This is a genomic window from Nocardioides panacisoli, from assembly GCF_019448235.1.
Lineage (GTDB): Bacteria > Actinomycetota > Actinomycetes > Propionibacteriales > Nocardioidaceae > Nocardioides > Nocardioides panacisoli_A.
The window spans coordinates 551,715-578,139 of sequence record NZ_CP080409.1 but is presented as its reverse complement, the minus strand read 5'-3'; the positions used below and the strand labels follow the sequence as shown (position 1 = coordinate 578,139).

Annotated in this window: 27 protein-coding genes and 1 tRNA gene; 8 read left to right on the top strand and 20 right to left on the bottom strand. The window is 72.0% G+C overall.

Going from position 1 to position 26,425, the window contains the following annotated elements:
- Positions 1-92 precede the first annotated feature (92 nt).
- Entirely contained in the window at positions 93-953 is an 861-nt protein-coding gene (locus KUV85_RS02865) for a DegV family protein (protein ID WP_219961711.1), read from the bottom strand.
- Between the two features lie 115 nt (positions 954-1,068).
- Between KUV85_RS02865 and KUV85_RS02860 the strand changes: the two genes are divergently transcribed.
- Complete coding sequence (locus KUV85_RS02860) at positions 1,069-1,986, top strand: hypothetical protein (RefSeq protein WP_219961710.1); 918 nt, start codon at positions 1,069-1,071, stop codon at positions 1,984-1,986.
- A 120-nt stretch (positions 1,987-2,106) separates the two neighbouring features.
- Positions 2,107-3,696 (top strand): S8 family peptidase, encoded by a 1,590-nt coding sequence (locus KUV85_RS02855; RefSeq protein ID WP_219961709.1) that lies wholly within the window; start codon positions 2,107-2,109, stop codon positions 3,694-3,696.
- 254 nt (positions 3,697-3,950) lie between these two features.
- On the opposite strand, the gene leuS is transcribed toward KUV85_RS02855, so the two are convergent.
- Complete coding sequence (leuS, locus tag KUV85_RS02850; protein ID WP_219961708.1) at positions 3,951-6,422, bottom strand: leucine--tRNA ligase; 2,472 nt, start codon at positions 6,420-6,422, stop codon at positions 3,951-3,953.
- Positions 6,423-6,477: 55 nt separating this feature from the next.
- On the opposite strand from leuS, the gene KUV85_RS02845 reads away from it, so the two are divergent.
- On the top strand, positions 6,478-7,239 hold the full coding sequence (locus tag KUV85_RS02845; RefSeq protein WP_219961707.1) for an SDR family NAD(P)-dependent oxidoreductase: 762 nt from the start codon (positions 6,478-6,480) through the stop codon (positions 7,237-7,239).
- Between the two features lie 16 nt (positions 7,240-7,255).
- On the opposite strand, the gene KUV85_RS02840 is transcribed toward KUV85_RS02845, so the two are convergent.
- Genes KUV85_RS02840 through KUV85_RS02830 form a run of 3 tightly spaced genes read right to left on the bottom strand, consistent with a single transcriptional unit; the run spans position 7,256 to position 10,728 of the window.
- Positions 7,256-9,328, bottom strand: coding sequence for a PhoX family protein (locus tag KUV85_RS02840; RefSeq protein WP_219961706.1), 2,073 nt, complete (start codon positions 9,326-9,328; stop codon positions 7,256-7,258).
- A 29-nt stretch (positions 9,329-9,357) separates the two neighbouring features.
- Positions 9,358-10,044, bottom strand: a complete 687-nt coding sequence (locus tag KUV85_RS02835; RefSeq protein ID WP_219961705.1) for a Pr6Pr family membrane protein — start codon at positions 10,042-10,044, stop codon at positions 9,358-9,360.
- A gap of 51 nt (positions 10,045-10,095) precedes the next feature.
- Entirely contained in the window at positions 10,096-10,728 is a 633-nt protein-coding gene (locus tag KUV85_RS02830; RefSeq protein ID WP_219961704.1) for a hypothetical protein, read from the bottom strand.
- 154 nt (positions 10,729-10,882) lie between these two features.
- On the opposite strand from KUV85_RS02830, the gene KUV85_RS02825 reads away from it, so the two are divergent.
- Positions 10,883-11,407: a sigma-70 family RNA polymerase sigma factor gene (locus tag KUV85_RS02825; RefSeq protein ID WP_219961703.1), complete on the top strand. Its 525-nt coding sequence runs from the start codon at positions 10,883-10,885 to the stop codon at positions 11,405-11,407.
- A gap of 62 nt (positions 11,408-11,469) precedes the next feature.
- A complete protein-coding gene (locus tag KUV85_RS02820; protein WP_219961702.1) occupies positions 11,470-12,129 on the top strand; it encodes a zf-HC2 domain-containing protein in 660 nt (219 codons plus the stop codon).
- Positions 12,130-12,150: 21 nt separating this feature from the next.
- Here the strand turns inward: KUV85_RS02820 and KUV85_RS02815 are convergent, their stop codons facing one another.
- The 8 genes from KUV85_RS02815 to KUV85_RS02780 form a co-directional block, all read right to left on the bottom strand.
- Entirely contained in the window at positions 12,151-13,704 is a 1,554-nt protein-coding gene (locus KUV85_RS02815; RefSeq protein ID WP_219961701.1) for a hypothetical protein, read from the bottom strand.
- Positions 13,705-13,852: 148 nt separating this feature from the next.
- Positions 13,853-13,925: transfer RNA gene (locus KUV85_RS02810), tRNA-Ala, on the bottom strand.
- 74 nt (positions 13,926-13,999) lie between these two features.
- Positions 14,000-14,611, bottom strand: a complete 612-nt coding sequence (locus tag KUV85_RS02805) for a histidine phosphatase family protein (RefSeq protein WP_219961700.1) — start codon at positions 14,609-14,611, stop codon at positions 14,000-14,002.
- Between the two features lie 2 nt (positions 14,612-14,613).
- Positions 14,614-14,997 (bottom strand): ribosome silencing factor, encoded by a 384-nt coding sequence (gene rsfS, locus KUV85_RS02800; RefSeq protein WP_219961699.1) that lies wholly within the window; start codon positions 14,995-14,997, stop codon positions 14,614-14,616.
- Positions 14,984-15,610, bottom strand: a complete 627-nt coding sequence (gene nadD, locus KUV85_RS02795; RefSeq protein ID WP_425299381.1) for a nicotinate-nucleotide adenylyltransferase — start codon at positions 15,608-15,610, stop codon at positions 14,984-14,986. Before nadD ends, rsfS begins: the two co-directional genes overlap by 14 nt.
- Positions 15,611-15,617: 7 nt before the next feature.
- On the bottom strand, positions 15,618-15,788 hold the full coding sequence (locus tag KUV85_RS02790) for a hypothetical protein (RefSeq protein ID WP_219961697.1): 171 nt from the start codon (positions 15,786-15,788) through the stop codon (positions 15,618-15,620).
- Positions 15,789-15,832: 44 nt separating this feature from the next.
- Positions 15,833-16,294, bottom strand: coding sequence for a VTT domain-containing protein (locus tag KUV85_RS02785; RefSeq protein WP_219961696.1), 462 nt, complete (start codon positions 16,292-16,294; stop codon positions 15,833-15,835).
- The gene (locus tag KUV85_RS02780; RefSeq protein WP_219961695.1) at positions 16,291-16,941 is read right to left on the bottom strand and encodes a CDP-alcohol phosphatidyltransferase family protein; all 651 of its coding nucleotides are present in this window, start codon (positions 16,939-16,941) and stop codon (positions 16,291-16,293) included. The genes KUV85_RS02785 and KUV85_RS02780 overlap by 4 nt, the downstream gene beginning before the upstream one ends.
- Positions 16,942-17,041: 100 nt before the next feature.
- Between KUV85_RS02780 and KUV85_RS02775 the strand changes: the two genes are divergently transcribed.
- Entirely contained in the window at positions 17,042-17,914 is an 873-nt protein-coding gene (locus KUV85_RS02775) for a DMT family transporter (protein ID WP_219961694.1), read from the top strand.
- Here KUV85_RS02775 and KUV85_RS02770 read toward each other — a convergent pair.
- The 5 genes from KUV85_RS02770 to KUV85_RS02750 all read right to left on the bottom strand — a co-directional run bounded on the left by KUV85_RS02770 (position 17,902) and on the right by KUV85_RS02750 (position 22,436).
- Positions 17,902-19,152 carry a glutamate-5-semialdehyde dehydrogenase gene (locus tag KUV85_RS02770; RefSeq protein ID WP_219961693.1) on the bottom strand — a complete coding sequence of 417 codons (1,251 nt, stop codon included), beginning with the start codon at positions 19,150-19,152 and terminating at the stop codon, positions 17,902-17,904. The genes KUV85_RS02775 and KUV85_RS02770 overlap by 13 nt on opposite strands.
- Before the next feature lie 202 nt (positions 19,153-19,354).
- Positions 19,355-20,305 carry an electron transfer flavoprotein subunit alpha/FixB family protein gene (locus KUV85_RS02765; protein WP_219961692.1) on the bottom strand — a complete coding sequence of 317 codons (951 nt, stop codon included), beginning with the start codon at positions 20,303-20,305 and terminating at the stop codon, positions 19,355-19,357.
- Positions 20,306-20,318: 13 nt separating this feature from the next.
- Entirely contained in the window at positions 20,319-21,095 is a 777-nt protein-coding gene (locus KUV85_RS02760; RefSeq protein ID WP_219961691.1) for an electron transfer flavoprotein subunit beta/FixA family protein, read from the bottom strand.
- Positions 21,096-21,294: 199 nt separating this feature from the next.
- Entirely contained in the window at positions 21,295-21,648 is a 354-nt protein-coding gene (locus KUV85_RS02755) for a hypothetical protein (protein ID WP_219961690.1), read from the bottom strand.
- 5 nt (positions 21,649-21,653) lie between these two features.
- On the bottom strand, positions 21,654-22,436 hold the full coding sequence (locus KUV85_RS02750; RefSeq protein ID WP_219961689.1) for an enoyl-CoA hydratase/isomerase family protein: 783 nt from the start codon (positions 22,434-22,436) through the stop codon (positions 21,654-21,656).
- A gap of 295 nt (positions 22,437-22,731) precedes the next feature.
- On the opposite strand from KUV85_RS02750, the gene glp reads away from it, so the two are divergent.
- Entirely contained in the window at positions 22,732-23,931 is a 1,200-nt protein-coding gene (glp, locus tag KUV85_RS02745; RefSeq protein WP_219961688.1) for a gephyrin-like molybdotransferase Glp, read from the top strand.
- Between the two features lie 4 nt (positions 23,932-23,935).
- Positions 23,936-24,700 (top strand): NUDIX domain-containing protein, encoded by a 765-nt coding sequence (locus KUV85_RS02740; RefSeq protein WP_219961687.1) that lies wholly within the window; start codon positions 23,936-23,938, stop codon positions 24,698-24,700.
- Here KUV85_RS02740 and KUV85_RS02735 read toward each other — a convergent pair.
- Positions 24,679-25,437, bottom strand: a complete 759-nt coding sequence (locus tag KUV85_RS02735; RefSeq protein WP_219961686.1) for an EI24 domain-containing protein — start codon at positions 25,435-25,437, stop codon at positions 24,679-24,681. The genes KUV85_RS02740 and KUV85_RS02735 overlap by 22 nt on opposite strands.
- Before the next feature lie 8 nt (positions 25,438-25,445).
- On the bottom strand, positions 25,446-26,408 hold the full coding sequence (locus KUV85_RS02730) for a tetratricopeptide repeat protein (protein WP_219961685.1): 963 nt from the start codon (positions 26,406-26,408) through the stop codon (positions 25,446-25,448).
- Between the last annotated feature and the right edge of the window lie 17 nt (positions 26,409-26,425).

Below are 26,425 nucleotides of genomic sequence, written 5' to 3'. Positions count from 1 at the left end.
CACGCTAGGCCGGTCCACCACCGGTTCGGCACCGTCGGCGTGACGCCTGTGGAGGAGCGGCGTACGCCGGCACCCTGTGGAGCGGAGGTGGCTCAGTCCGTCAGCAGCGGGGCGACACAGATGGCCAGCATGCCGGGGCCGACGTGGGCCCCGAGCACCGCACCGAGCTCGGTGAACCGCACCTCCCGGTCCGCCAGCTGCTCGGCGAGCTCCTCCCGCACCCGGTCCGCCATCTCGGCGGCCCGGTCCGGACTGTCCAGGTGGGCGATGGTCACCTCGACCGCTCGCTCCCCCGCCGCCTCGGCCGCCAACGCCTCCAACCGCGCGATGGCGCGGGCGGAGGTGCGGACCTTCTCCAGCGTGGCGACCACGCCCTCCTCGATCCCGAGCAGCGGCTTCACCGCCAACGCCCCGCCGAGCAGCGCGGCCGCCGAGCCGATGCGACCACCCCGACGGAGGTACTCCAGGGTGTCGACGTAGAGGTACGTCACCGCCTCGGCGGCGCGCCGGTGCGCGGCCGCGGTGGCCTCCTCCACCGAGCCCCCGCCGTCGATGACGTCCTGCGCCGAGAGGGCGGCGTACCCCGTCGCGACACCGACCTGCCGGGTGTCCACGCACGTCACCGGGATGTCGGTACGCCGCGCCGCCACCTGGGCGGACTCGAACGTGCCACTCACGTCGCTGGAGAGGTGGATCGAGAGCACCGCGGTGGCGCCCTCCTCGGCCAGCCGCGCGTAGGTCGCGGCGAACGTCTCCGGCGTCGGTCGCGAGGTGCTCACCGAACGCTTGTCACGCAGCGCCTGCGCGACTGCGCCGGGCGTCGCGCCGGGCTCGCCCTCGACGAGTGCGTCGTCGTCGACGATCACCTGCAGCGGGACGACGGTCACCCCGCGCCGTGCGGCGACCTCGGGGTCCAGGCTCGCAGTGGAATCGGTGACGACGACGACGCTCACCCGGTCACGGTAGACGACGGCCGCACTCCCGGGGATGCCAACCGGGGCGTCGGGTCGGTCCGCGTCGCGGTGCCGGCGTTGCGCGGAGTGCGTCGGGGTCGCTTCAATGTCGTGCGTGAGTGAAACTATCGGGAGTTTCAACAACGACGTGCTGCCCGAGGGGCAGACCGACTTCGCCGACCTGCTGCGCGATGCCGTCGCCGCACGCGGACTGGGCCTGGAACGCATCAGGGCGCGCCTCGACCACGCCGGTACGCCGGTCAGCGTGGCGACGCTGAGCTACTGGTGCTCGGGCCGCAGCCAACCGGAGCGACGGACCTCCTTGGCGGCGCTGCCCCACCTGGACGCGATCCTGGACCTGCCGGCCGGCACCCTCGCGCAGTCGCTGGCCTGCCCGCGCGACCGCGGGAGGCGGCGGGACGTGGCGCGGCTGGAGAGCGTGTGGCCCGAGGTCACGACCCGGGAGGTGCTGGACCAGCTCGACACCGCCGGCGACGGCGACCTCGAGCGACTCAGCGTGCACGACCTGATCACGGTCGGTCCGGACCGCCGCGAGCAGGGCATGTACGTCCGCGAGGTGGTCCGGGCGCGGCGCGACGGCATCGACCGCCGCGTCGTGCTGCACTGCGTCGAGGACGGCACGGCGGGTCCCACCCAGCTCATCACCGGCAACGGCTGCCGCGCCGGACGCTGCGTCACCGGCCCCGACGGGACCTTCGGGGCGGAGCTGATGTTCCTCGAGCCCCTCGCGCGCGGCGAGACCGCCGTCCTGGAGTACCTCGTCGCGACCACGCCGCCTCGACCACTCGAGACCTGCTACGCGCGACGCTTCCGGGTGCCGGTCCGCGAGTACGTCCTGCAGGTGCGCTTCGACGGCAGTGCGCTCCCCGAGTCCTGCGAGACCGTCGGCGACGACGGTCCCCCACGCCCCCTCGACCTGGCGCCGGACCACAGCGTCCAACGCGTCGAGATCGACTGTCCCACCGGCCAACGCGGCGTGCGATGGCACTGGCCCGTCGGCGGCAGCAGTTAACTGTTAACGCCGCCGTCCCCCTTGCCCCGGGATGCTGGACGGCGCACGCTCATCGGGACCCGGATCCCCGGGTCCCGCCCCTGCGGGCGAGGTTCGTACACATTTCTCGGAGGTACTCGCATGTCCCGCAGATCCCTCATGGCCGGAGTCGCGGCCGCCGCCACCGGCGCGGCGCTCGCGGTCGGTCCCACGGCGACGGCCATCCCCGACCGTGACCCCGACCCGCGCCCCGACCGGTCCCCGTCGCCGTCCGCCTCGGCCACCCCCGGCAAGAAGGACCCGGCACCTGTGCTGGGCTCCTCGGCGCAGGACCGCTACATCGTGGTCTTCGACAAGGCCACCGGCAAGGGCAAGCAGCGCGCGGCCCGGTCCGGTGCCCGGTCCGACGGCGGCACCGTGCACCACCGCTTCGACACCGTCCTCGACGGGTTCGCCGCCACGCTGCCGGCCCAGGCCCTGCGTGGCCTGCGCAACAACCCGAACGTCGCCTACATCGAGGCCGACCGGAAGGTCACCGTGGCCGACACCGAGTCGCCGGCGACCTGGGGCATCGACCGTGTCGACCAGCGCGACCTCCCGCTGGACGGCAGCTACACCTTCGAGGAGTCCGGCGCCGGAGTGACGGCGTACGTCATCGACACCGGGATCCGCAGCGGGCACGCCGAGTTCAGCGGACGCGTCACCTCGGGCTACTCCGCCATCAACGACGGGCGCGGCACCGGCGACTGCAACGGACACGGCACCCACGTCGCCGGCACCGTGGGCGGCGAGACCTACGGCGTCGCACAGGACGTCGACCTCGTCGCGGTGCGGGTGCTGGACTGCGAGGGCAGCGGGACCACCTCCGGCGTCATCGCCGGCGTCGACTGGGTCACCCAGAACGCCAGCGGCAGCTCGGTCGCCAACATGAGCCTCGGCGGCGGTGCCTCCACCGCGCTGGACAACGCCGTGGCGAACTCCATCGACGCCGGCGTCACGTACGCCGTCGCCGCGGGCAACGACTACGGCGCCAACGCCTGCAACGGCTCGCCCTCGCGAGTCACCTCGGCGCTGACCGTCGGCTCCTCGACCAACAGCGACAGCCGTTCCGGCTTCTCCAACATCGGCACCTGCCTGGACCTGTTCGCACCGGGGAGCAACATCACCTCGGCCTGGATCGGCAGCAACTCCGACACCAACACCATCAGCGGCACCTCCATGGCCACGCCGCACGTGGCCGGCGTCGCAGCGCTCTACCTCGAGGCGAACCCCGGCGCCTCCGCGACCGAGGTGAGCGACGCCGTCGTCGACTCCTCGACCAGCGGCGCGCTCTCGGGCATCGGCAGCGGGTCCCCCAACCGCCTGCTCTACTCCGGGCTCGACAGCAGCGGCGGCAACCCGGACCCGGAGCCCACCGGCTGTGACTCCCTCACCGAGGGCGGCACCGGGCAGCTCAGCGGATCCGGCGCCACCGAGTACTGGCCGAAGTCCAACGGCTACTTCAACGCGGCCGCCGGCACGCACGTCGGCTGCCTGAGCGGACCGGCCTCCGCCGACTTCGACCTCTACCTGGACAAGTACCAGAACGGCACGTGGGTCGAGGTCGCCCGGAGCACCAGCAGCTCCTCGGAGGAGGAGATCAGCTACGACGGCACCAGCGGCTACTACTCCTGGCGCGTGGAGTCCTGGTCCGGCTCGGGCAGCTACTCCTTCGGCTACGACACCCCGTAGTCACCCCCCACCGCACCTCGACCACCGGCGTACGCGTCGGTGGTCGAGGTGTGTCCGGACCTCGCTCCCGGCGTTCAGACGACGAACCGGCCCAGTCGCTTCACGCCAACCCGCTCGTACCTCGCTCCCGGCGTTCAGACGACGAACCGGCCCAGTCGCTTCACGCCGACCCGCTCGTACCTCGCTCCCGGCGTTCAGACGACGAACTGGCCCAGTCGCTTCACGCCGACCCGCTCGTACCTCGCTCCCGGCGTTCAGACGACGATGTTCACGAGCTTGGGCTCGCGCACGATCACCTTCCGGATCTCACGGCCATCGATCGCCTGCTGCACCGTGGCATCGGCCAGCGCCGCGGCCTCGAGGTCGGCGGCCGAGACCTCCGGGGAGACCTCCAGGCGCGACTTCACCTTGCCCTGCACCTGCACCACGGCGGTCACCGACTCCTGCACCAGCAGGGCCTCCTCGACCACCGGCCAGGCCGCCTGCGCGACCGAGGGCTGGTGGCCGAGGCGCTCCCACATGTCCTCGGCCGTGTAGGGGGCGACCATCGAGAGCAGGATCGCGACCGCCTCGACCGCCTCACGGACGGCGGGGTCGGCCGGTCCGCAACCGGAGTCGATCGCCTTGCGCGTGGCGTTGACCAGCTCCATCGTCCGCGCCACCACCACGTTGAAGCGGTAGCCCTCGATGAGCTGCTCGGCCTCGCGCACCGTCCGGTGCGTGACCTTCCGCAGGCCCTCGTCACCGGCCGCCGGGTCGGCCCCGGGCTCGCTGGTCACCTCACCACTCAGCCGCCAGGCACGCTGCAGGAAGCGCAGCGAGCCGTTCGGCGAGACGTCGACCCAGTCGATGTTGTCCTCGGGCGGGCTCGCGAAGACCAGGGTCAGGCGCACCGCGTCCACGCCGAAGGCGTCGAGCTGCTCCCCCAGGCTCACGCCGTTGCCCAGCGACTTGGACATCTTCTTGCCCTCGTTGACGACCTTGCCCTGCGACAGGTACGCCGAGAACGGCTCGTCCCAGTCCAGCAGGCCCATGTCGCGCAGCGCCTTGGTGAAGAAGCGCGCGTAGAGCAGGTGCAGCACCGCGTGCTCGTCGCCACCGACGTAGAGGTCGATCGGGCCCCACTGGTTGGCCAGCTCGGTGGAGAAGGCCCGGTCCTCGTCGCCGGGCGAGAGGTAGCGCAGGAAGTACCACGAGGAGTCCACGAAGGTGTCCATCGTGTCGGTGTCGCGCTGCGCGGGGCCGCCGCAGGTCGGACAGGTGACCTCGACCCACTCGGTGGCCGCACCCAGCGGGGAGGTGCCCTTCGGCTTCAGGTCCGAGCCGCGCAGGTCGGGCAGCTCCACGGGCAGCTGGTCCTCGGGGACCGGGACCTCGCCATGGGTCGGGCAGTGGATGATCGGGATCGGAGCGCCCCAGTAGCGCTGGCGGCTCAGCAGCCAGTCACGCAGGCGGAAGTTGACCGCACCCGTCCCACGACCATCGGCCTCGAGGATCTCGATCGCGCGGTGGATGCCCGCTGCCTTGTCGCTCGTGCCGTCCAGCGGACCGCTGTTGACGTAGGTCCCGTCGCCGGTGGTGGCGACGCGGCTCTCGACCGGGTCGTCCTCGCCGGTGTCGACGACGCGGCGTACCGGCAGGTCCATCGTGGTGGCGAAGTCGAGGTCACGCTGGTCGTGGGCAGGGACCGCCATGATCGCGCCCGTGCCGTAGTCAGCCAGCACGTAGTCGGCCGCCCACACCGGGATCTCCTCGCCCGTGACCGGGTTGGTCGCGGTGATGCCCAGGTCGACGCCGGTCTTGGGTCGGTCCGTGGCGAGCCGGTCGATGTCGGTGGCCTTGCGTACCTCGGCGAGGTACTCCTCCAGTGCCGCGGCACGGTCCGGGGCGACGAGCTCGGTGGCGAGCGCGGCGTCGGCCGCCACCACCATGAAGGTCGCCCCCCACAGGGTGTCGGGCCGCGTGGTGTAGACCGACAGGCGCCGGGTCTCCCCCGAGGCCAGCGCCAGGTCGAAGTCGACGTGGGCGCCCTCGGAGCGTCCGATCCAGTTGCGCTGGGCGTTGACGACCTTGTCCGACCAGGTCGGCTGGAGGTCGTCCAGCGAGTCCAGCAGCTCCTGGGCGTAGTCGGTGGTCTTGAAGTACCACTGCGTCAGCTCGCGCTTGGTGACCTCGGCCCCGCACCGCTCGCAGGCGCCGTCGACCACCTGCTCGTTGGCCAGCACCGTCTGGTCCTGCGGGCACCAGTTGACCGGGCTGTTGCGGCGGTAGGCCAGCCCCCGCTCGTGGAACTTCAGGAACAGCCACTGCGTCCAGCGGTAGTACTCCGGGTCGGAGGTGTGCAGCCGGCGCGTCCAGTCGAACGACGTCGCGTACTTCTCCATCGACGCCGCCTGGGTGTCGATGTTGGCGTAGGTGTACTCCGCCGGGCGGGCGTCGTTGCGGATCGCGGCGTTCTCGGCGGGCAGGCCGAAGGAGTCCCAGCCCATCGGGTTGAGCACCTCGTAGCCGCGGAACTTCCAGTAGCGGCTGATCACGTCGTGCAGTGCGAAGACCTCGGCGTGACCCATGTGCAGGTCGCCGCTGGGGTAGGGGAACATCGTCAGCGCGTAGCGCTTCTCCCGCTCCCCCGAGAGCACCACGTCGTCGTGGGCGGTGAACGGCGCAAGGTCCCGCCAGACCGGCAGCCACTTCGCCTCGGTCGCGTGGACGTCGTACTCGCTCATTGCCTCAGGACCCTCTCTCGGACGTGCGTGCGGAGCACACACTACTGTCGTCGGCATGACGATCTCCGACCTGTACCGCCTCGACGACAAGGTGGCCGTGGTCACCGGTGCCTCCTCCGGACTCGGCGTCGCCTTCGCCCAGGCGCTGGCCGAGGCCGGCGCGGACGTGGTCCTCGGTGCGCGACGCGTGGAGCGCCTCGCCGAGACCGCGCGACTGGTGGAGCAGGCGGGCCGCCGCGCCCTCACCGTCGCCACCGACGTCGCCTCCCCCGAGGACTGCCAGGCGCTGGTGGACGCCGCGATGACGGAGTTCGGCCGCGTCGACGTGCTGGTCAACAACGCCGGCATCGGCACCGCGGTGCCGGCCACCCGGGAGACGCCGGACCAGTTCCGCCAGGTCATCGACATCAACCTCAACGGCTGCTACTGGATGGCGCAGGCCTGCGGCCGCGTCATGCAGCCGGGTTCCTCCATCGTCAACATCTCCTCCGTGCTCGGCATCACCACCGCCGGGCTGCCGCAGGCGGCGTACGCCTCCTCCAAGGCCGGCCTGCTCGGCATGACCCGCGACCTCGCGCAGCAGTGGACCCGCCGCAAGGGCATCCGCGTCAACGCGATCGCGCCGGGGTTCTTCACCTCCGAGATGACCGACGAGTACCCCGAGGGCTACCTGGAGTCGCAGGAGGACCGCATTCCCGCGGGCCGCAAGGGCGACCCGCGGGAGCTGGCGGCCAGCGTCGTCTTCCTCGCCTCCGACGCCGCCGGGTACATCACCGGTCAGGCGCTGCCCGTCGACGGCGGGATGACGATCACCTGAGCCCTCGCTGCCCTTGTCAGCGTCGGTGGTTGACGACCACCGACGGGCGGGGGAAGTCGTCGGTGTGGGGCCACGTGCTCGCCGGGGAGTCGAACGAGGAGCCGTCGACCTCGCCGGGGTGCTGGACTGCGACCCAGAGGTTGCGGTCGCGGTCGGTGATCAACGGCCCGCACGCCTCGGCCCCCTTGGGCACGGTGAGGAAGCACTCCACCCGGCCGCGGTCGGGGCCGTCGACCGGGACGCGGAACACGCCGTCGTTGCCGCCGAGCGCGTTGCCGTCGGTGGAGACCCACAGGTTGCCGGTGCTGTCGAAGGCCACGTTGTCCGGGCAGCTGATCGGGCTGACCCGGTCCTTGTCGACGCCACCGAAGTGGGTCTCGGGCGCCTCGGGGTCACCGCACACCAGGAACAGTTCCCAGGTGAAGCGGTCGTCGGTGTGGTCGCCACGTCGGGGCGCGAGCTCGAGGACGTAGCCGTTGCGGTTGCCGCTGGCGGTGGTCAGTGGTGCGGCGGGGTTGGCCCGAACCTGTGAAGAGGTGATCGGGTTCGCCTCGTCCGGCGGGAACGTGCTCCCCCGCTGCGAGTTGTTGGTCAGTGCCGCGTAGACCCGCCCGTTGACCGGGTTGGGCTCGACGTCCTCGGGCCGGTCCATCCGGGTCGGCGTGACCTTGTCCGCCGCGAGCCGGGTGAAGATCAGGACGTCGGCCACCGACATGCCCTCGACGAACGAGCGACGGTCGCTGCACAGCGGAATCCACCGGCCGGTGCCGTCGTACTCGTCGTCGTCGGTGCCGTCGCCGGTGAGCCGCGCGACGTAGAGCGTGCCCTTGCTGAGGAGCTGCTGGTTGTGGCGGCGTGCCTTCCGTCCGCGGCCGCCGGCGAACCGCTCCTGCGAGACGAACCTGTAGAGGTAGTCACCGCGCTCGTCGTCGCCCATGTAGGCCACCGCGCGACCGTCACGACTCAGGGTCACGTTGGCGCCCTCGTGCTTGAAGCGGCCGAGCATCGTGTGCTTCACCGGTGTCGAGGAGGGGTCGTAGGGGTCGACCTCGACGACCCAGCCGAAGCGGTGGGGCTCGTGCGGCTCCGCGGTCAGGTCGAACCGCTCGTCGACGTCCTGCCAGCCACGGGCGGTGCCGCCGCTGATCCCGTAGCGAGCGTACTCGTCGGCGTAGCGGGCGTCGAGGTCGCCGCTGGAGCCGAAGTACTGGTTGAAGTTCTCCTCCCCCGACAGGACCGTCCCCCAGGGCGTCGTGCCACCGGCGCAGTTGTTGAACGTCCCGAGCACCCGGCGCCCGGTCCGGTCGGCCGAGGTGCGCAGCCGGGGGTCGCCCGCGGCGGGTCCGTCCAGCCGGAACTCTGTCCGGTCGTGGATCCGGCGGTTGCGCCAGGCGCGGCGCCCGCGCTCGGCGCGCCACGACCCGCGGTGCTCCTCCAGCGTGACCACCGACATCCCGTGGTTGGCCATCTCGATCGCGATCCGCTCGGCGTCCTCGTAGACGCCGGCGGGGAACATCGCCGTCGGTGAGGTGTACTCGTGGTTGACCACGAGGACCGCCGACCTGCCCGGGAGCGGCAGCACGCCGACGTAGTCGCAGTTGAACCCGAACTGCTTCTCCGCCGCCGCGACGCTCTGGCGGTAGGGGTCGAACCGCGGCGCACCGGCCACCACCGGGTCGCCCCAGCGCATGACGACGTCGGACTCGTAGCCACGCGGGACCACCACGTCGTCGCGCGTGTTGGGGGCGACCGGCTCGAAGTCGGCGTTGGCGAGGCTGTCGCCCCGACCGTGTCCGTGTCCACGACCGTTGCGGCTCGGCGAGGTCGCGGCGGCGGCCAGCGAGCCGGAACCACCGACGCCGAGGACGAGAGCGCCGCCGCCGACCGCTGCACCGCGTAGCACCGAACGCCGCCCGACGGCCCGGGCGATCTCGTCGGCGATGTGCGGGTTGCCCGAGCGGTTCGGCTCGGGGTGGTCACACGCGTTGCCGCAGCGGAACGCGCAGGTGAGGTAGGAGCGCGATCCGTGGCGTACACCGGAGCGATCGACGGGAACGAGGGGCAGGGGCGTGCCGGGTCCGAGACTCATGCTGCGAGGCTGGCCCGCGACCCTGTCGTTCAGGCGTCGTCGTGGCCACTGCCGGGTGAACGGTCGGCGACCACGTCGTCGCCACCGTTGCGCGCCACCTCGACCCGCCAGACCACGGCGCTCAGCACGACGAGGAGCGCCACCACGCCGGCGGCATTGACCAGGACGGTCGGGTACCCGAGCTCGCCGACGTCGACGAACGGATAGGGATACCAGCCGGTGATCGCCCCGTGGGTGAGGGTCACCACGAGGTAAAGCGTCGGGAACGCGCCACTCCACGCGAGGTCGCTCGCTCCGAGGCGGAGGCGAGGGCCGGCCGCGATCCACGCGACCACCGCGAGCACCGGGACGAGGACGTGGAGCATCGCGTCCGCGACCGCGTTGGCCCCCTCGAGGTCCAGCAGGGGTCGGAGGAGCACGTAGTGGACCACACCGGTGACCACGATCCCGGTGACGGCGTTGAGCCGCAGCACCCGCCAGGCCCGGGTGAACGGTCCTCCGGTCGCCGCGCGCGCGGCAGTGGCGGCGACCAGTGCGTTGGACAGGATGGTGAAGTAGCAGAAATAGCGGGACACCCGAGCCGCACGGCTCGGTACGTCGGTCTCGTCGAGCACGGCCTGGCCCTGCCACACCAGCACGAACTGCAGCACGAGTGCGATGGCCGCCATGGCGGCGGTCACCCCGTGGAGGGACCGTGCGCGGGGGGCCGGGAGCATGGCCGCCATGCTAGGGCGCGGCGATGCCCCCGGCGACGACCCGCGGCCGGGTCAGGAGAGGTCCGCGCAGGCGAACTTCGTGCCGTCGTCGAGGTGCAGCACCATCGACTTCGCTCCCTCCGAGGCGGGATTGTCGTTGGTGATGGTGGTGGCGGCCGCCCCGTCGTCATCGGTCGGCACCATGAGGTGGACCTCGTTGGGCGGCTGGTCCGAGCCGTCGGGATCGAACTTGAAGTGGTCCCCACCGGCGTTCGGCGAGCACGCCTCGGCGTGCAGGTGCGACATGTACTCGGTGTCGGCCTCGAGGCCGGAGAGGTCGACCGACAGGGTGGTTCCGTTGTCGGTGCGCGCCAAGTACGCGCTGCCCGAGACCTCGGGACTGCCGTCGGGAGCGTCGTCGAGCAGCGCGAACTCGCCCTCGCGCAGTTGCGCGTCCGGGAGCTCGTCGGCCGGCGTCGCGTCGGGGTCACCGGTCATGGCGGCCATGTCCCCCATGTCCCCGTGGTCGTGGCCGTCGTCGCCGTGGTCGTGGGTGCTGTGGTCGTGCGGTTCGTCGTCACCGGGGGTCACCACGATGCGCTCGGAATCCTCCGCAGCGGCCGTCTCCGCATCGTCACCGCACGCGGTCAGGGCACCCAGCAGCGCCATGCAGGCCGCGGCCCGCACCAGCGTCGTGTGTCGCATCAAACTTCTCGTCTCTCCTGTACGACGTCCGGGAGCGGACGCCGGCCTGATCGGTCACCTTCGAGGGGTTGTCGTCGGAACAGTCTGCCGGGGGCGCCCTGGAGTTCCCGGACCGATGGCCTTTTCTTCGACGCCGCCCACCTAGGCTGTCCGCATGGACGACTGGACCTCGCTCGCACTCGCTGCGCGCGACGGCGACGCGGAGGCGCTCACCGCGCTGGTCCGGTTGACCCAACCGCACGTGTGGCGGCTCTGTGCCCACCTGGCCGATCGCGAGACCGCCGACGACCTCACCCAGGAGACCTACGTCCGAGCCCTGCGGTCGCTGGCCCGCTACCGGGGTGACTCCCCGATCCGGGTGTGGTTGTTCACCATCGCCCGCCGTGTGGTGGCCGACGAGATCTCGCGGCGGCAGCGACGTCGCCGTCGCCCGGAGCCGACACCGGCCCCACCGGCGCCCGACCACGCCGGTGCCGTGGCGACCGAAGCGCTCCTCGCCCACCTCGATCCGCAACGTCGGGAGGCCTTCGTGCTGACCCAGCTGCTGGGCTACCCCTACGCCGACGCCGCCGAGATCTGCGGCTGCCCGGTCGGGACGGTCCGCTCCCGGGTCGCGCGGGCCCGTGAACAGTTGGTGGACCTCCTCGGCGAGGACGAGTCCGCCGACCGCACCGCCTGAGCACCCGCGGAAATCTCCTCCCGGCCGGGAACCGATTCGCCCTTCCGTGGGACTGTTCGGGCATGGCCGAGGAGAACCAGATCCCGTGCAGCAGCGTCCGTGAGGCGATCTCCGCGATCGCCGACGACGAGGCCGCTCCCCTGTCGTCCGACGTGGTCGACCGCCACCTCGCGACGTGTGCCGCCTGCGCGGCGTACCGCACTCGCCTGACGACGCTCGCCGCGCAGGTTCCTGCCATCCCGGCCACCGACGCCCCTGATCTCACCGCCCGGATCCTCGCCGGCGGCTGGCCACCGGAGACGGCGCGGGCCCGGGTGCTGCGATGGGGCCTGGTCGCCATCGCCGGGGGTGGTCTCGCCTCGACCCTGTGGGTGCTGGCCCTCGAACTGCTGCACGCCGGTCCCGACCATGCCGGGCACGAGTCGGCGGCGCTCACCATCGCGCTCTGGGCCGGGTTCGGTCTCGTGGCCGCGCGTCCGGGCCTCGCACGCCCCTACCTGCCGCTCACCGCCCTGGCCGTCGGCGGCCTGATGCTGGCCGCCGCCGTGGACATCATCGGTGGGCGGGTGACCTGGACCGAGGAGGTGGTCCACCTCAACCTCGTCCTCGCTTGGCTCCTGGCGTGGCTGCTCGCCCGCGAGGTGCCCTCGACCGCGGTGCTGGCACGTCCGGGCAGCGGCCCGGTGTGGGTCCCGCCGCCCCGGGGCGCCGAGGCCCGCTGAGTCCGCTGCCGCCCGGTGCGGCTACGGGATGGTGTAGCGCATCTCGCAGGACCAGGCGCGGTCGCGCCCTCGGTTGCCGTGACAGCTGTCCCAGTGGCGCCCGCCGTAGAGTCGGTCGCGGCCCGCGTGTCCCCGCAGCCAATCCTTGTCGGCGCCACCACGGAGCGTGTCATGGCCCTTGCCACCCCGGAGGTCGTCCTTGTCCTCGTGGCCCTTGAGCACATCGCGCCCCCGGCCGCCGATGAGGTCGTCACGGCCGCGATGGCCCTTCAGGACATCGTGCCCGTCGTCGCCGCGCAGGGTGTCGTGGCCGCCGTGACCAGTGATGCGGTCACGGCCGGCACCGCCCCGCAGCCGGTCGTTCCCGGCGTACCCGCGCAGCACGTCGTTGCCGGGGCCGCCACGCATGCGGTCCTCGTCGCGACCACCGATGATCGTGTCGTCGCCCGTGCCACCCTCACCGCGATCACCGTCGAAGGTGCCCGCCGGAGCTGAACCCAGCCGCAGGTGATCATCCCCTGCGTCGCCACAGACGCGGTCCTGACCGCCGCGGGAGCTGACCCGGTCGGCACCGCCGAGACCGACGACGACGTCGTCGGCGCCGGTGCCCGTGAGCACGTCAGGACCCGACGTGCCGATCAGGGTCGGCTGCAGGCCTTGGCAACGGCGGATCCGTGCCACGGGACGCCAGGAGACAGACATCGTTGCGGCGCGTGATCCGGCGAGGTGCCGCCAGCGCGCGCCATCGTTGGTGCCGATCGCCTTGACGGTGGGACCCCGGTGGTCCCACGTCTGGCTCACGACGACATCTGCGCCCGCGGGGGCCCACGCAAGGTCCGTGACCGCGCCGGGGCCGGCCACCTCCTTCACATGCCCGGAGGCGAGGTCGGCGATGCGGACCCCGCGTTCGTTCGTCACCCAAGCCAGTTCAGTTCCGTCCGGGGACCAGAACGGACCTGACGTCACGTAGCCGGCGAACTCCTCCACGACTGCTCCCTGCGGGTCGGTGACCACCACACCCTCGGCACCGACGCGGGCGATCCGGTCCGATGCGGGCGACCAGGTGGGCGACGATGCGCGGTCGCTGGTGCCCTCGACCCGTCGCACCTCGGTGCCGTCGACCCGCGCGGCGTAGAGACCGGTCTCGATCACGTCGCAGTTCCGATAGCAGGATCGGTTCCAAGCGATGCGGGAGCCGTCAGGCGACCACGTCGGTCCCAGATCGTTTGCGTCGCCCTGGATCACCGCACGGGCGTCGCCACCGTCGACGTCGGCGACCCAGAGGTCGCCTTCGCTCTGCCACACGACTCGGTCGCCACTCGGGGACCACGCGGGATCGCTGTCGGTGCGTGACCGGTCGCCGAGCTCCACGACGGTGGAGCCGTCAATCGCGGCGATGATGATCCTCGACCGCGCCTCGCCACCGTCGACCCAGAGCAGATGCCGCCCGTCGGGACTCCAGGACAACGACCCGTGGAGCACCTCGGCGTCGCGGAACTTGCTCCAGCCGCGGCCCTTCGGCTCGCCGAGGTAGATCGCGTCCTCACTCGCCCACGCGACCACTCCATCACGCATGCCGGGCGACGGGGCCGATGACGCGATCGCAGGAACTGCGGGCGAACCCAGCGTCGAGGTGAGGAGCAGCAGGACGAGAGCGCCGAGAACCGGCATCCGAGACAACACTGTGGCGGCCTTCCCCCCAGATCGATGGCCACGTGGTCGGTGGAGCTGAGGGGACTCGAACCCCTAACCCCCTGCATGCCATGCAGGTGCGCTACCAATTGCGCCACAGCCCCGAGTGGGACGTTGCCCCGTGGGCAACGCCGGAAATACTAGCGGCCGCCTCGATCTCGGGTGAAATCGGGGTGGCTCACGCCGTGCGGTTGTACGCCGCGAGCGTCCAGCCGCGCTCGGGGTGCTCGGAGAGCACCGCCCAGCCACAGTTGTCCATCCCGCGCAACGCCCCGATGCGACTCGCGTCCCAGCCGACGAGGCGTGCGATCGCGATGCGGATCGCTGCACCGTGGGCGACCGCCACGCCGGTCTCCCCCGGCCCCAGCTCGCCGGCCAGCTCTCCGAGCGCGGCACCGATCCGGTCGGCGACCTCCGTCGATGTCTCCGCGCCCGGGATCTCGTCCCATTCGCCGCGCAGGAAGCGCTGGAACTCCTCGGGTGCGTGGGCGGCGTACTCCTCGTGGGTCAGGCCCTGCCGCTCCCCCAGCATCGTCTCCCGCAGGCGGGCGTCGTGTCGGACGGCCAGGCCGGTGGCCGCCGCGACCTCGGCGGCGGTCCGACGGGCGCGGGCGAGGTCGCTGGCCCACAGCACGGTCGGCTCGAGCTTGGCGATCTCCGGCGCCACCTCGGCTGCCTGCGCCAGCCCCGCCTCGTCCAGCTCGGGGTCGAGCTGGCCCTGGATCCGCTTGGCGGCGTTCCAGGTGGTGCGACCGTGGCGCAGCAGGACCAGGGTGCGCGGCTGCGGCATGCTCAGGCCTCGGTGGCCGGGCCGTGGACCTCGGCGGGGAGCTCGACGGTCGGGCAGTCGCGCCACAACCGCTCCAGGGCGTAGAACTGGCGGTCCTCGGCGTGCTGGATGTGGACGACGACGTCGCCGTAGTCGATGAGTACCCAGCGGGCGTCGCGCTCGCCCTCGCGTCGCAGCGGCTTCTCACCGAGGTCGCGGAGGCGCTCCTCCACCGCGTCGACGATCGCCTTGACCTGGCGGTCCGAGCCGCCGGAGGCGAGGAGGAAGACGTCGGTGATCGCGAGCTGCTCGCTGACGTCGAAGGCGATGATGTCGCTGGCGAGCTTGTCCGAGGCGGCCAGGGCCGCCGCGTGGACGATCTCGAGTGCGTGGTCAGTGGCTGTCATGGTCTCCGTCACTGGGATAGAGGTCGTGCTTGGTGATGTACTGCACCACGCCGTCGGGCACGAGGTACCAGATCGGCTGGCCGGCCCGCTGCCGCTCGCGGCAGTCGGTGGAGGAGATCGCCAGCGCCGGCACCTCCACCAACGTCACGCGGTCCGACGGGATCTCCGCCACCGTCTCCGGGTCGATCTCCGCGCCCGGCCGAGTGCAGCCCACGAAGTGGGCATGGTCGAACATCTGGTGCGCGTCACGCCAACTGAAGATGTTGGTCAGCGCGTCGGCGCCGGTGATGAAGTACAGGTCGGCATCGGGCATCTCGTCGTTGAGGTCGCGCAACGTGTCGACGGTGTAGGTGGGGCCGTCCCGGTCGATGTCGACGCGGGAGACCCGGAACCGCGGGTTGGCCGCGGTTGCGATGACCGTCATCAGGTAGCGGTGCTCGGCGGCAGACACCGCGCGACCGGACTTCTGCCACGGGTTGCCCGTCGGCACGAAGACGACCTCGTCGAGGCCGAACCAGCCCTGGGCCTCCGACGCCGCCACGAGGTGGCCGTGGTGGATCGGGTCGAACGTGCCGCCCATCACCCCGACACGACGGCGAGGGGCGTCAGTCACAGGCGCCTCAGCTGTGGTCGCGGCCGCCACCGAACGCGACCAGACCCACCAGGAGCAGCAGCAGGAGCGCGAGGGTGCCACCCCCGACCAACCACGGGTTCAGGGCGTGCTCGCCGCCCTCCTCGGCGGCCCGGACCAGGGCCGTCATCGGCACGACGAGGGACTCACTGAACGACATGGCGCGATCCTATCCAACGCCGGCCGGGGCGCCGAAGCCACCGGTCAGTGCAGTGCGAAGTCCACGCCCAGGAAGAGGGCGGTGAAGCGCACCGTGCGGCCCACGAACACCGTCGGCACGAAGACCCACATCGGCATCTTGAGCAGTCCACCGACCGCCGCCATCACCAACAGCGGTGGTACGCCGACCGAGGCGGCGACGAACATCACGCCCGCGGCGTACCAGGGGCGGCCGTGGGTGCGCTCCACCCACCGCTCGTAGCCGGCGCGGACCTTGGGGCGGGAGAGCTTCTTCTGCGCCCAGGAGGACTCGACGCCACGACGGGCGGCCTCGTACCAGATGATCTTGCCGACGGTGGCGCCCGCGCCCGCGGCGACACCGAGGGCGACCGCGGTGCTCGTGCCCGCCGAGATCGCGCCGGCCCCGAGGATGTAGGCCTCGATGGGCAGGAACGGCACCAGCGCCGAGACCAGGCTCAGCGCGAAGGTCGTCAGCCACAGGATCATCCCGCCGCCGACTCCGCGCGCTCCGGCACCGGCAGGCCGAGGTCGAGCAGCCACTTCAGCGAGACGCACTTGAGCACCAGCAGCGCGATCGCGATCGCCAGGGCGACCCACACCCACCCGGTCACCAGCAGCAGCACCGCGAACAATCCCGAGTTCGCCGCCTTGCCGAGCCGGGACCAGTTCCAGGCGTAGATGCGCCGGTCGACGACGTAGAAGTAGTTGGGGCTGCGGATCGGCCACGCGAGGAACGCGAGCGAGAGATACATGTCGACGACCATGAACTCGAACAGGTAGACCGCGACCGGAATCCAGACCAGCGTCATCGGCTCCTCGCCCAGGAACGGCGCCGGCTGCAGCCAGGCCAGACCCACGTAGAAGGCGCCGCAGCTGAGGCGGTCGCAGATCATGTCGATCGTCCCACCCATGCGGGTCTCGCAGTCGAACCGTCGAGCCCACGCACCGTCCAGGGTGTCCCCCACCCAGTAGACGACCAGGCCCGCGACGAGGAACGCCAGGCTGGCGTCGTACGCCGCCCACGCGGTGAGCGCGAGTGTCGCCAGGGTGCGCACGAAGGTGATGACGGTCGCGCCCGTCGCCAACCGCTCCGCGGCGGCGTCGGCGTAGATCCGGTCCGGGCGCCCTGTCATGGGGGGAACCTATCCGCCACCGGCACGGCCGGCGCGACACACCCCGGCCGTGTCCGCACAGTTCACCTGCCGGCCACGCGTGCCGCCTAGCGTCCGCGGCGTGACCTGGGCGGTGATCTTCGCGCTGGCGAGCGCCACGACGACGGCACTGTCGACCGCGACCCAGCACCGCGCCGCCGACGCGGCGCCCCGGGAGACCGGCGTCGCCGCCCTGATGCGCCACCTCGCACAACGGCCCGACTGGGTGCTCGCCCTGTTGCTCGGGCCCGTCGGCTTCACCCTGCACGCCCTGGCGCTGCACTTCGGGCCGATCGCCCTGGTGCAGCCGTTGGCGATCACCGGCATCGTGCTCGCGGTGCCGATCCGGGCCGCCTGGGCACGCCGGTGGCCGCACGCGGCCGAGATGCGCGCGGTCACCGTCACCGCCGCGGCCATCGCGGTGCTGCTCCTCGCCTCACGGCCCGACGTCGGGCACCGCCCCGTCGACGGGCGGGTGCTGCTGGTCGCGGTGGTGGGGTGCGCGGCCGGTGCCGTGGTGCTGCTCGCCGCATCGGGCGGCGTACGCCGTCCCACCGGCCGGGCCTTCCTGCTCGGCAGTGCAGCCGGCATCCTCTTCGGGCTGATGGCCGTGTTGATGGCGGCCAGCGCCGAGCACGTGGCCGCCCACGGCGTCGTGTCACTCGCCCCCACCTGGCTCCCCTGGGCGCTGGTGGCGTGCGGGCTGAGTGGCGTCACGATCAATCAGGTCGCCTACCGGACCGCGCGCTTGTCGGCGTCGATGCCGGCCCTCAACGTGGTCAACTGCCTGCTCGCCCTCGGGTTCGGCTACCTGGTGCTGCACGAGACGCCGGGGCATCCGGCGCTCGCGGTGGCCGGAGCGGCCGTGGCCCTGCCCGCAATGGCGTGGGGCCTGTGGCAGCTCAGCCGCTGGGACGTGGCCGCGACGCAGCGGCGCGACCTTCAGCGGGTGTGACCGTCGCCGATGACGACGTACTTGGTCGACGTCATCTCGGGCAGGCCCATCGGTCCGCGCGCGTGCAGCTTCTGGGTGCTGATGCCGATCTCGGCGCCGAACCCGAACTCACCGCCGTCGGTGAAGCGGGTCGAGGCATTGACCAGCACCGCGGCCGAGTCCACCTCGGCGACGAACCGCCGCGCGGCGGCCTGGTCCTCGGTCACGATGGCGTCGGTGTGGCCGCTGGAGTGGCGGCGCACGTGGGCGACGGCCGCGGTGAGGTCCGGCACCACGGCGGCCGACATCTCCAGCGCGAGGTACTCGGTGTCGTGGTCCTCCTCGGTGGCGGGCTCGACACCGTCGTGGGCGGCGAAGGCCGGGTCCCCGTGCAGCGTGACCCCGGCGTCCTGCAGCGCGGCGACGACCCGCGGCACGAACTCGTCGGCGATCGCGGCGTGGACCAGCAGGGACTCCGCGGAGTTGCACACGCTGGTGCGGTGGGTCTTGGAGTTCAGGACGAGCGCGAGGGCCTTGTCCTGGTCGGCCGCGGCGTCAACGTAGACGTGGCAGTTGCCGACGCCGGTCTCGATGACGGGGACGACCGACTCGGTGACGACGGCGTTGATCAGGCCGGCGCCCCCGCGCGGGATGAGTACGTCGACCAGCCCGCGTGCCTGCATCAGTGCCTTCACCGAGTCGTGGCTCTCGGCGGGCACGAGCTGCACGGCGTCGGCGGGCAGACCGGACTGCTCGACGGCACCGCGCAGTGCCTCGACGACGGCCGCGTTGCTGCGGGCCGCGCTGGAGGAGCCGCGCAGGAGGACGGCGTTGCCCGACTTCAGGCAGATGCCGGCGGCGTCGGCGGTCACGTTGGGCCGGGCCTCGTAGATCATGCCGACGACACCGAACGGCACCCGCACCTGGCGCAGCTCGAGACCGTTGGCGAGTACGCCGCCCCGCACGACCTCGCCCACGGGGTCGGCGAGTCCGGCGACCTCGCGCAGGCCCTGCGCCATGCCGGCGAGCCGGTCGGGGTCGAGCCGGAGACGGTCGACCACACCGGCCGGCGTACCGGCTGCCTCGGCGGCTGCCACGTCCTGGGCGTTGGCGGCGAGGATCGGCTCCTGTGCTGCCCCGAGCCCCTCGGCCATCGCGTGCAGCGCGGCGTCCTTCTGGGCGCGGGTGGCCACCGCGAGGTCGTAGGACGCCTCGCGCGCCCGGATCGCCAGCTCCCTGACCTGCTCCGCGGTGCTCATGGCCCGATCCTAGGCCGCGGGTCGAGTGCTCACTTGTTGCCGGTTGAGTCGTGAGAAGTTCTCGCCGCGGCCCGCGCCCGCGGGTGGCGCGGCCGGGAAAAACGACGTCGGCGGCAGCGATCGCTCGCTGCCGCCGACGTGTGGTCGGAACCTCCGGTCAAGAAGTCACGACTCGACCGGAAAGAAGTGCCGACTCAACCCTTCACTTGCGCTTCTCGATCTCCTCGGTCGCGGCCGGGAGGACGGCGTGGAGGTCGCCCACGACGCCGAAGTCGACCAGCTCGAAGATCGGGGCCTCGTCGTCCTTGTTGACGGCCACGATGGTCTTCGAGGTCTGCATGCCCGCACGGTGCTGGATCGCACCGGAGATGCCGTTGGCGACGTAGAGCTGCGGCGAGACCGTCTTGCCGGTCTGGCCGACCTGGAAGCTGTGCGGCTTCCAGCCCGAGTCGACGGCGGCACGCGAGGCACCGACAGCCGCACCGAGCGCGTCGGCGAGGCCCTCGACCGCGTCGAAGTCGCCGCCGGTGCCACGACCACCGGAGACCACGATGGCGGCCTCGGTGAGCTCGGGACGGCCGGTGGACTGGCGCGGCTGCGAGGCCACGATCTGCGCCGCCTTGGCGGCGTCGGAGATCGTCGCGGAGAACTGCTCGACCGTGCCGGCACCCGCGCCCTCCTCCGGGGAGGCCGAGTTGGGCTTGACGGTGATGATCGGCGTGCCCTGCGTGACCTTGGACTTGGTGGTGTAGCTGCCGGCGAAGACCGACTGCGTGGTCGCGCCCTCGCCGTCGATGTCCACCGCGTCGGTGATCAGGCCCGACTCGATCTTGATCGCGAGCCGGCCCGCGATCTCCTTGCCCTCGGCCGAGGACGGCACGAGGATCGCGGCAGGCGAGGCCTTCTCGGCCAGCTGCTGCAGCACCTCGGCCTTGGGGGCCACGAGGTAGCCCTTGATGTCGGCGTCGTCGACGACGTAGACCTTCTCCGCGCCGTAGGCCTTGACCTTCTCGGCGGCGGCGTCGCCCTTGTCGCCGGGGCCGACGAACACCGCGGACGGCTCGCCCAGACGCTTGGCGAGCGCGAGGAGCTCGTAGGTCGGCTTCTTCACCTCTCCGTCGACGTGGTCGACGAGAACCAGAACTTCAGACATGTTCGAACGCTCCTCAGATGAACTTCTTCGAGGCGAGGAACTCCACGAGCGCCGGAGCGCCCGAGCCGTCCTCGTCCTTGACGATCTCGCCGGCCTCGCGCGGCGGCCGCTCGGCGGTCTCCTCGACGGTGGTCCACGCGGCGTCGAGGCCGACCTGGCCGGCGTCCACACCGAGGTCGGACAGCGCGTAGGTCTCCAGCGGCTTCTTCTTCGCCGCCATGATGCCCTTGAACGACGGGTAGCGCGCCTCGCCGGACTGGTCGGTGACCGAGAGCACCAGCGGCAGCGTGCCACCGACGACCTCGGTCGCGTCGTCACCGTCGCGCTTGATGCGGACCTGGTCGCCCTGGAGCTCCACGACCGAGGCCTGGGTGACCTGCGGCAGGCCGAGGCGCTCGGCGAGCATGGCCGGGACGACGCTCATCGCGGCGTCGGTGGAGGCCATGCCACACATCACGACGTCGGGCTGGCCGATCTTCTCCACGGCCTTGGCCAGCACCAGCGAGGTCGCGATCGCGTCCGAACCGGCGATCGCGTCGTCCTGGACGTGGACGCCCTCGTCGGCGCCCATCTGCAGGGCCTTGCGGACCGCGTCGACGGCGCCCTCGGGGCCGATGGTCAGCGCGGTGACCGTGACGTCCTCGGGGTTGTCGGCCTTCTCCTTGATCTGGAGGGCCTGCTCGACGGCGTACTCGTCGAGCTCGGACAGCAGACCGTCGACACCGACACGGTCCACGGTGTTGTCGGACTCGAAACGCCGGTCGGCGGTCGCGTCAGGAACGTGCTTCACACAGACGACAATGTTCATGGTTGTGGCCGGATCGGCCCCTTCCTGTGCTTCGTGGGTCCCCTGGACAGGGACGGATGTGGTCCTTGCGGACAGCGCTGGCAGGTTACCGCTCAGTTGGGAGCGGTTGAACCCCGGCTCCCGTGTGGTCCCTCACACCGAGACGACCGCCGCCGGGCAGCCGCTGGCGACGTGAGGAGCGTCACGGTCGGACGATGCGCTCCAGCAGGCGTCCGGCGACGATGTAGCACACCGCACCGAGGCCGTAGTTGGTCAACGCGGTCTTGGTCAGCGCCACCGAGGGCTCGTCCTCGTCGACGAAGGCCTTGATCGGGTTGTCCAGGTCGAAGATGCCCAGGTCCACCGCGTTGGCGAGGTCCCGCACGAAGCTCACCAGCGGGTTCTCGTCACGCAGCTCGAGGGCGTAGCTGAAGGCGGCGACCGCGAGCACGAGCGCGAGCACCGCGCAGACCGTCCAGACGATGCGTGCGGCGACGGTGCGTGCCTTCGCCACCGTGAGTGATCGGCTGTCGACGCCGTCGGTGTGGGTCCCCATGTCCTTCACTTCCCCTTGAACTCGGCCTTGCCCGGGCCGTTCTCCACGAACGATGCCATGCCCACGGCACGGTCCTCGGTGGCGAACACGCCGGCGAAGTGCTGCCGCTCGATGGCCAGGCCCGTCTCCAGGTCCGCCTCCAGCCCCCGGTCGACGGCGTCCTTGATCGCCCGGAGCGCGTACGGCGCGCCGGTCGCGAACTGCGCGGCCCAGGTCACGGCGGCGTCGTACACCTCGGCGGCAGGCACGACGCGGTCGACCAGGCCGATGGCCAGGGCCTCCTCGGCCTTGACGAAGCGGCCGGTGTACATCAGGTCCTTGGCCCGCGCCGGTCCCACGAGGCGCGCCAGCCGCTGGGTGCCGCCCGCGCCGGGGATGATGCCGAGCAGCGACTCCGGCTGCCCGAGAGCGGCGTCCTCGGCGGCGAACCGCACGTCGGCGGCGAGAGCCAGCTCGCACCCACCGCCGAGGGCATAGCCGTTGACGGCGGCCACGACCGGCTTGGGGATGCGCGCGACCGCGGTCACCGCACCCTGCAGCGCCTCGACGCGGTCGACCATGTCCGTGTAGGACATGTCGGCCATCTCCTTGACGTCGTTGCCGGCGGCGAAGACGCGCTCACCACCCCACACCACGACTGCTCGTACGTCGTCCCGCTCGGTGGCCTCGGCAGCGACCGCGGTCAGCTCGTCCTGCACCTGCAGGCTGATCGCGTTCATCTTCGGCCGGTCGAGCCGGATGGTGCCGACCCCGTCGGCGACCTCCAGGCGGACGTACTCGGCTGCCATGTGTCCTCTCCTAGTCCGTTGGTGGGTCCATCGATGGCCGCGCGGCGGTGCCGCGGCTCAGGTTTCCCGTCCGCATTCTCGCGCCACATGCGACACGTTGACAACGCGGGTGGGGCACCGTCTCACGGCTCGGAGGTCGCCGAGGACGCCGCATGTGACCGCCGCGTAACCCGGGGCCGGACAACAGCGTTGATCACCATGACGTGCGGCTCGGGCGGTTTTGGGGGCCGCCCGGGCCGTGCTCCGCCACCATTGCGGGGGGCATGCCCTCCTCGCCGGGACCTAGGCTGGTGCCGTGTCCGACCTGCGCACGGTGAGCGATCACCAACACCTCGTGGCCTCGCTCCTGGCCGTCACGGCCGCGGAGACCGTCGACCTCGACCACGCCCGCGGGCGCATCCTGGCCGAGCCCGTCACCGCACCCGAGGCACTGCCCTCCTTCGACAACTCCGGCATGGACGGGTACGCCGTCCGGTCGGCCGACATCGCCGGCGCCAGTGAGCAGCACCCGGTCCGGCTGCCGGTGGCGGCCGACATCCCCGCCGGTGCGCCCGTCGGCAACCTGGCGCCCGGCTCGGCGCACCGGATCATGACCGGCGCACCGGTGCCGGTCGGGGCGGACACGATCGTCGAGGTGGAGGCGACCGACGGCGGCACCGACACGGTGGGCATCCACGCCGAGCGCGAGCCGGGGCGGTTCGTGCGCACAGCCGGCGTCGACGTCGCCCCGGGCACCGTCGTCCTCTCCCCCGGTGCACGACTCGGCCCCGCACAGCTCGGTCTGCTGGTGGCGCTGGGGATCCGCGAGGTGGCGGTCCACGCCCGGCCCCGCGTGCTGGTGTGCTCCACCGGCTCCGAGCTGGCCGAGCACCCCGAGCCCGGGTCCGGACAGATCCGTGACGCCAACGGCCCGCTGCTCGCGGCCGCTGTGGAGGATGCGGGTGCCGAGGCGATCCGGCGGCTGTGGGTCGCCGACGAGGTCGACACCTTCCTCTCCCTCCTCGACGCCGAGCTGGACGGCATCGACCTGCTGATCACCTCCGGCGGTGTGAGCGCCGGGGCCTACGAGGTCGTCAAGGACGCCCTGGCGCCGCGCGGGGTCACCTTCACCAAGGTGGCCATGCAGCCCGGGATGCCCCAGGGCTTGGGCACCTACCGTGACGTGCCGGTCGTCTGCCTGCCCGGCAACCCGGTCAGCACGCTGGCCTCGTTCGAGGTGTTCGTCCGGCCGGCCCTGCGGCGGGCCGTCGGCCATCCGCGGCCGGACCGCCCCGTGGTCCGGGCACGCCTCACCGAGAACCTGACGTGCCCGCCGGGCAAGCGCCAGTTCCGCCGCGGCCGCCTCGACCCGGCCGCCGGCACGGTGGCGCCGTGCGGCCCCGCCGGCTCGGGATTCCTCGGCTGGTACGCCCGTGCCGACTGCCTCATCGACCTGCCCGCCGAGGTCACCGAGGTGCACGCCGGCGACCTCGTCGACGTGTGGGACCTAGGCTGACGGCGTGCCCGAGACCCTGTTGGACACCGTCGAGGACGGCGTCGCCCGCATCACCTGGACCGACGAACTGACCGCCCGCGGCTGGCAGGCCGCCGTGGACGTCGTACGCCGCGAGGTGGCCAACGCGCTGGTCGACCACGACCGCGTCGAGGCCAAGGTGGCCGCCGACGACACCGACGGGCAACGCATCGCGACCTGGTCGGGGCTGCGCCGCGAGGGCGTGCAGCGCGGCACGCACTCCAACGTGGTCGTCTACGCCCGCCTGGCCGGCGACACCCCGGTCAACGAGCCGGGCGGGTTCCGTGCGCTGCTCAACGCCTTCCTGCCCCGCAAGCGCGCGATCAGCCAGATGCTGATCCGCGACACGTCTGCCGAACCGCGCGTGCTGCTGTGCGAGCTCACCTACAAGGCCGACTGGGACCTGCCCGGCGGCGTGGTGGAGGTCGGCGAGTCCCCCCACGTCGCGGTCGCCCGGGAGGTGGCCGAGGAGCTCGCCCTGGAGATCGACACCGGTGCGCTGCTGCTCACGGACTGGCTGCCGCCGTGGAGCGGGTGGGACGACGCGCTGTGCCTGGTCTTCGACGGTGGCGCGCATCCCCCCGAGCTCGTCGACCGGATCGTGAAGCAGCAGCGCGAGATCGCCTCCGCGGCGTTCTGCACGCTCGGTGAGGTCGAGGAGCGGGCGGCTCCCTTCACCGCCCGTCGGGTGCGGTCGGCGCTGGCCAACCTCGCTGGAGGCGGCCCGTCCTACACCGAGTCCGGTCGCTGAACCGCGCCTGCGGCCGACCGGTCCAGCACCTCGCGAGCGAGCATCGTCGCTCCGGCCACGGCGGCCGGCATCATCAGCACCGCACCGAAGGGCACCAGGAAGCACAGCTGCACGGCCGCCCCGAAGCCCAGCGTGGCGCCCCGGTGGTCGGCCAGCAGGGCCCCCTGCTCCCGGCGGTCCAGGCCGCGGGCGCCCAAGGGGCGCGAGAGCAGCTCGCGGGCAACGAGCCGGCCGGCGAGGAGTACGCCGATGACCGGCCCGGCCACGGTGCCCACCAACGGCACCAGGCCGACCACGAAGACGACCACCGTGGTGGCCAGGCCGAGGAGCACCAGCACGAGCCCGTCGGCGACCGAGCGCCACCACCCCGGCCCCGCGTCGGGCACCGGACCGCCCAGGTCGGTCTCGGTGGCACGCCAGATCCGTTCGTAGACCGGGTCGCCGACGGTGAGGGTGATCGCGGTGAAGCTCACCACGGCGAGGACCCCGGCGCCGAGCACGACCACCAGGCCGAGGGCCACGCGCAGCGCCTGCCGTGCGGTGTCGACCCAGCCGTCGGCGAAGGGCGTCGCCCACCCGACGAGGTCGTCGATGCGCACCAGCAGGACCACGAACGCCGCGGCCAGCACGAGCAGCACCAGCAGCGCCGGGAGGATCCCGCCGAGCATGCGGCGCGGGTGGGCCCGCCACTCCGCGACGCCGCGGAGGAAGCAGGCGACTCCGTCGCCGGCACCCATCGGTGTCCTCAGAACAGCGCGGACGCGAGGGACTGGCGTCCCTTGATGACCCGCTCGTCCTCGTTGCCCACCGCGGCGAAGAGGCCCAGCAGGTGCTCGCGCACGCGGTTGCGGTCGTCGTCGGTGGTGCGCTTGACCAGGTCGATCAGCCGCACGAACGCGTCCTCGACGTGGCCGCCGACCATGTCGAGGTCGGCGACCATGACCTGGGCGTCGATGTCGTCGGGTGCCGACGCCGCCGCCTCCCGCGCCCGGGTGAGGTCGACGCCCTGGGTGCGCTGCAGGACCTTGGCCATCGCGAGGCCGGCGGCCGCCTCCCCGTCAGCAGGGTTGCCGTCGACGAGCTTCTGGTACTCCGCGACCGCGGCGTCGATGTCACCCGCGGCGAGCGCGTCCTGGGCCGGGGCGTAGCGGGGGTCCAGCTCGGGCTCGTCCTCGCCGTCGGCAGGAGCAGCCCCCTGGGGCTGGTGGCGCCCGGAGATGCCCTGGGCGGTCAGCTGCTGCGCGAGCTGGTCGAAGACCGTGGTGAGCTCCTCGCGGCTCAGCGCACCGGGGATCGGCTGCGTGGCCGGGCGGCCGTCGAGGAAGACCATCATCAACGGCACGGGCAGCTGCTGCATCTGCGAGGCCTGGGCGATCGCCTGCGCGATCTGGGGCGAGGCGTCCACGTCGACGAGACCGGCCAGGAACCGGCCGTCGTACCCCTCGACGACCGCCGCCACGTCGTCGGCCATGGTCTGGCTCTCCGGCGCCTGCGCGGCAGAGTGGAAGACGAGCACCACCGGCGCCGTCGTCGAGGCCTGCAGGACGGTCTGGAAGCTCTCCTCGGTGACCGTGACCGCGTAGGAACCAGCGGGGGCACCACCGCCCGCGCCACCGGGCGCGGGAGCGCCGCCACCGGCGGCCGGTGGCTGCTGCGCCAGTCCGGAGAGGTCGATCGCACCGGGACGGGAGAACGGCTGCTGCGTCATGGCGCCATCGTAGGCGG

Excerpts from the sequence above, each read along its gene's own strand:
- KUV85_RS02825 (WP_219961703.1), top strand. The coding sequence starts at position 10,883 with ATGGACGACTGGACCTCGCTCGCACTCGCTGCGCGCGACGGCGACGCG.
- KUV85_RS02755 (WP_219961690.1), bottom strand. The coding sequence starts at position 21,648 with ATGGGGACCCACACCGACGGCGTCGACAGCCGATCACTCACGGTGGCG.
- KUV85_RS02730 (WP_219961685.1), bottom strand. The coding sequence starts at position 26,408 with ATGACGCAGCAGCCGTTCTCCCGTCCCGGTGCGATCGACCTCTCCGGA.
- KUV85_RS02770 (WP_219961693.1), bottom strand. The coding sequence starts at position 19,152 with ATGAGCACCGCGGAGCAGGTCAGGGAGCTGGCGATCCGGGCGCGCGAG.
- KUV85_RS02790 (WP_219961697.1), bottom strand. The coding sequence starts at position 15,788 with ATGTCGTTCAGTGAGTCCCTCGTCGTGCCGATGACGGCCCTGGTCCGG.
- KUV85_RS02815 (WP_219961701.1), bottom strand. The coding sequence starts at position 13,704 with ATGCGTGATGGAGTGGTCGCGTGGGCGAGTGAGGACGCGATCTACCTC.
- leuS (WP_219961708.1), bottom strand. The coding sequence starts at position 6,422 with ATGAGCGAGTACGACGTCCACGCGACCGAGGCGAAGTGGCTGCCGGTC.
- KUV85_RS02750 (WP_219961689.1), bottom strand. The coding sequence starts at position 22,436 with ATGGCAGCCGAGTACGTCCGCCTGGAGGTCGCCGACGGGGTCGGCACC.
- rsfS (WP_219961699.1), bottom strand. The coding sequence starts at position 14,997 with ATGACAGCCACTGACCACGCACTCGAGATCGTCCACGCGGCGGCCCTG.
- KUV85_RS02855 (WP_219961709.1), top strand. The coding sequence starts at position 2,107 with ATGTCCCGCAGATCCCTCATGGCCGGAGTCGCGGCCGCCGCCACCGGC.
- KUV85_RS02735 (WP_219961686.1), bottom strand. The coding sequence starts at position 25,437 with ATGGGTGCCGGCGACGGAGTCGCCTGCTTCCTCCGCGGCGTCGCGGAG.
- KUV85_RS02805 (WP_219961700.1), bottom strand. The coding sequence starts at position 14,611 with ATGCCGCAGCCGCGCACCCTGGTCCTGCTGCGCCACGGTCGCACCACC.
- KUV85_RS02840 (WP_219961706.1), bottom strand. The coding sequence starts at position 9,328 with ATGAGTCTCGGACCCGGCACGCCCCTGCCCCTCGTTCCCGTCGATCGC.
- KUV85_RS02765 (WP_219961692.1), bottom strand. The coding sequence starts at position 20,305 with ATGTCTGAAGTTCTGGTTCTCGTCGACCACGTCGACGGAGAGGTGAAG.
- KUV85_RS02820 (WP_219961702.1), top strand. The coding sequence starts at position 11,470 with ATGGCCGAGGAGAACCAGATCCCGTGCAGCAGCGTCCGTGAGGCGATC.
- KUV85_RS02845 (WP_219961707.1), top strand. The coding sequence starts at position 6,478 with ATGACGATCTCCGACCTGTACCGCCTCGACGACAAGGTGGCCGTGGTC.
- KUV85_RS02785 (WP_219961696.1), bottom strand. The coding sequence starts at position 16,294 with ATGATCCTGTGGCTGACGACCTTCGCGCTGAGCCTGGTCTCGGCGCTG.
- KUV85_RS02780 (WP_219961695.1), bottom strand. The coding sequence starts at position 16,941 with ATGACAGGGCGCCCGGACCGGATCTACGCCGACGCCGCCGCGGAGCGG.
- KUV85_RS02830 (WP_219961704.1), bottom strand. The coding sequence starts at position 10,728 with ATGCGACACACGACGCTGGTGCGGGCCGCGGCCTGCATGGCGCTGCTG.
- KUV85_RS02835 (WP_219961705.1), bottom strand. The coding sequence starts at position 10,044 with ATGCTCCCGGCCCCCCGCGCACGGTCCCTCCACGGGGTGACCGCCGCC.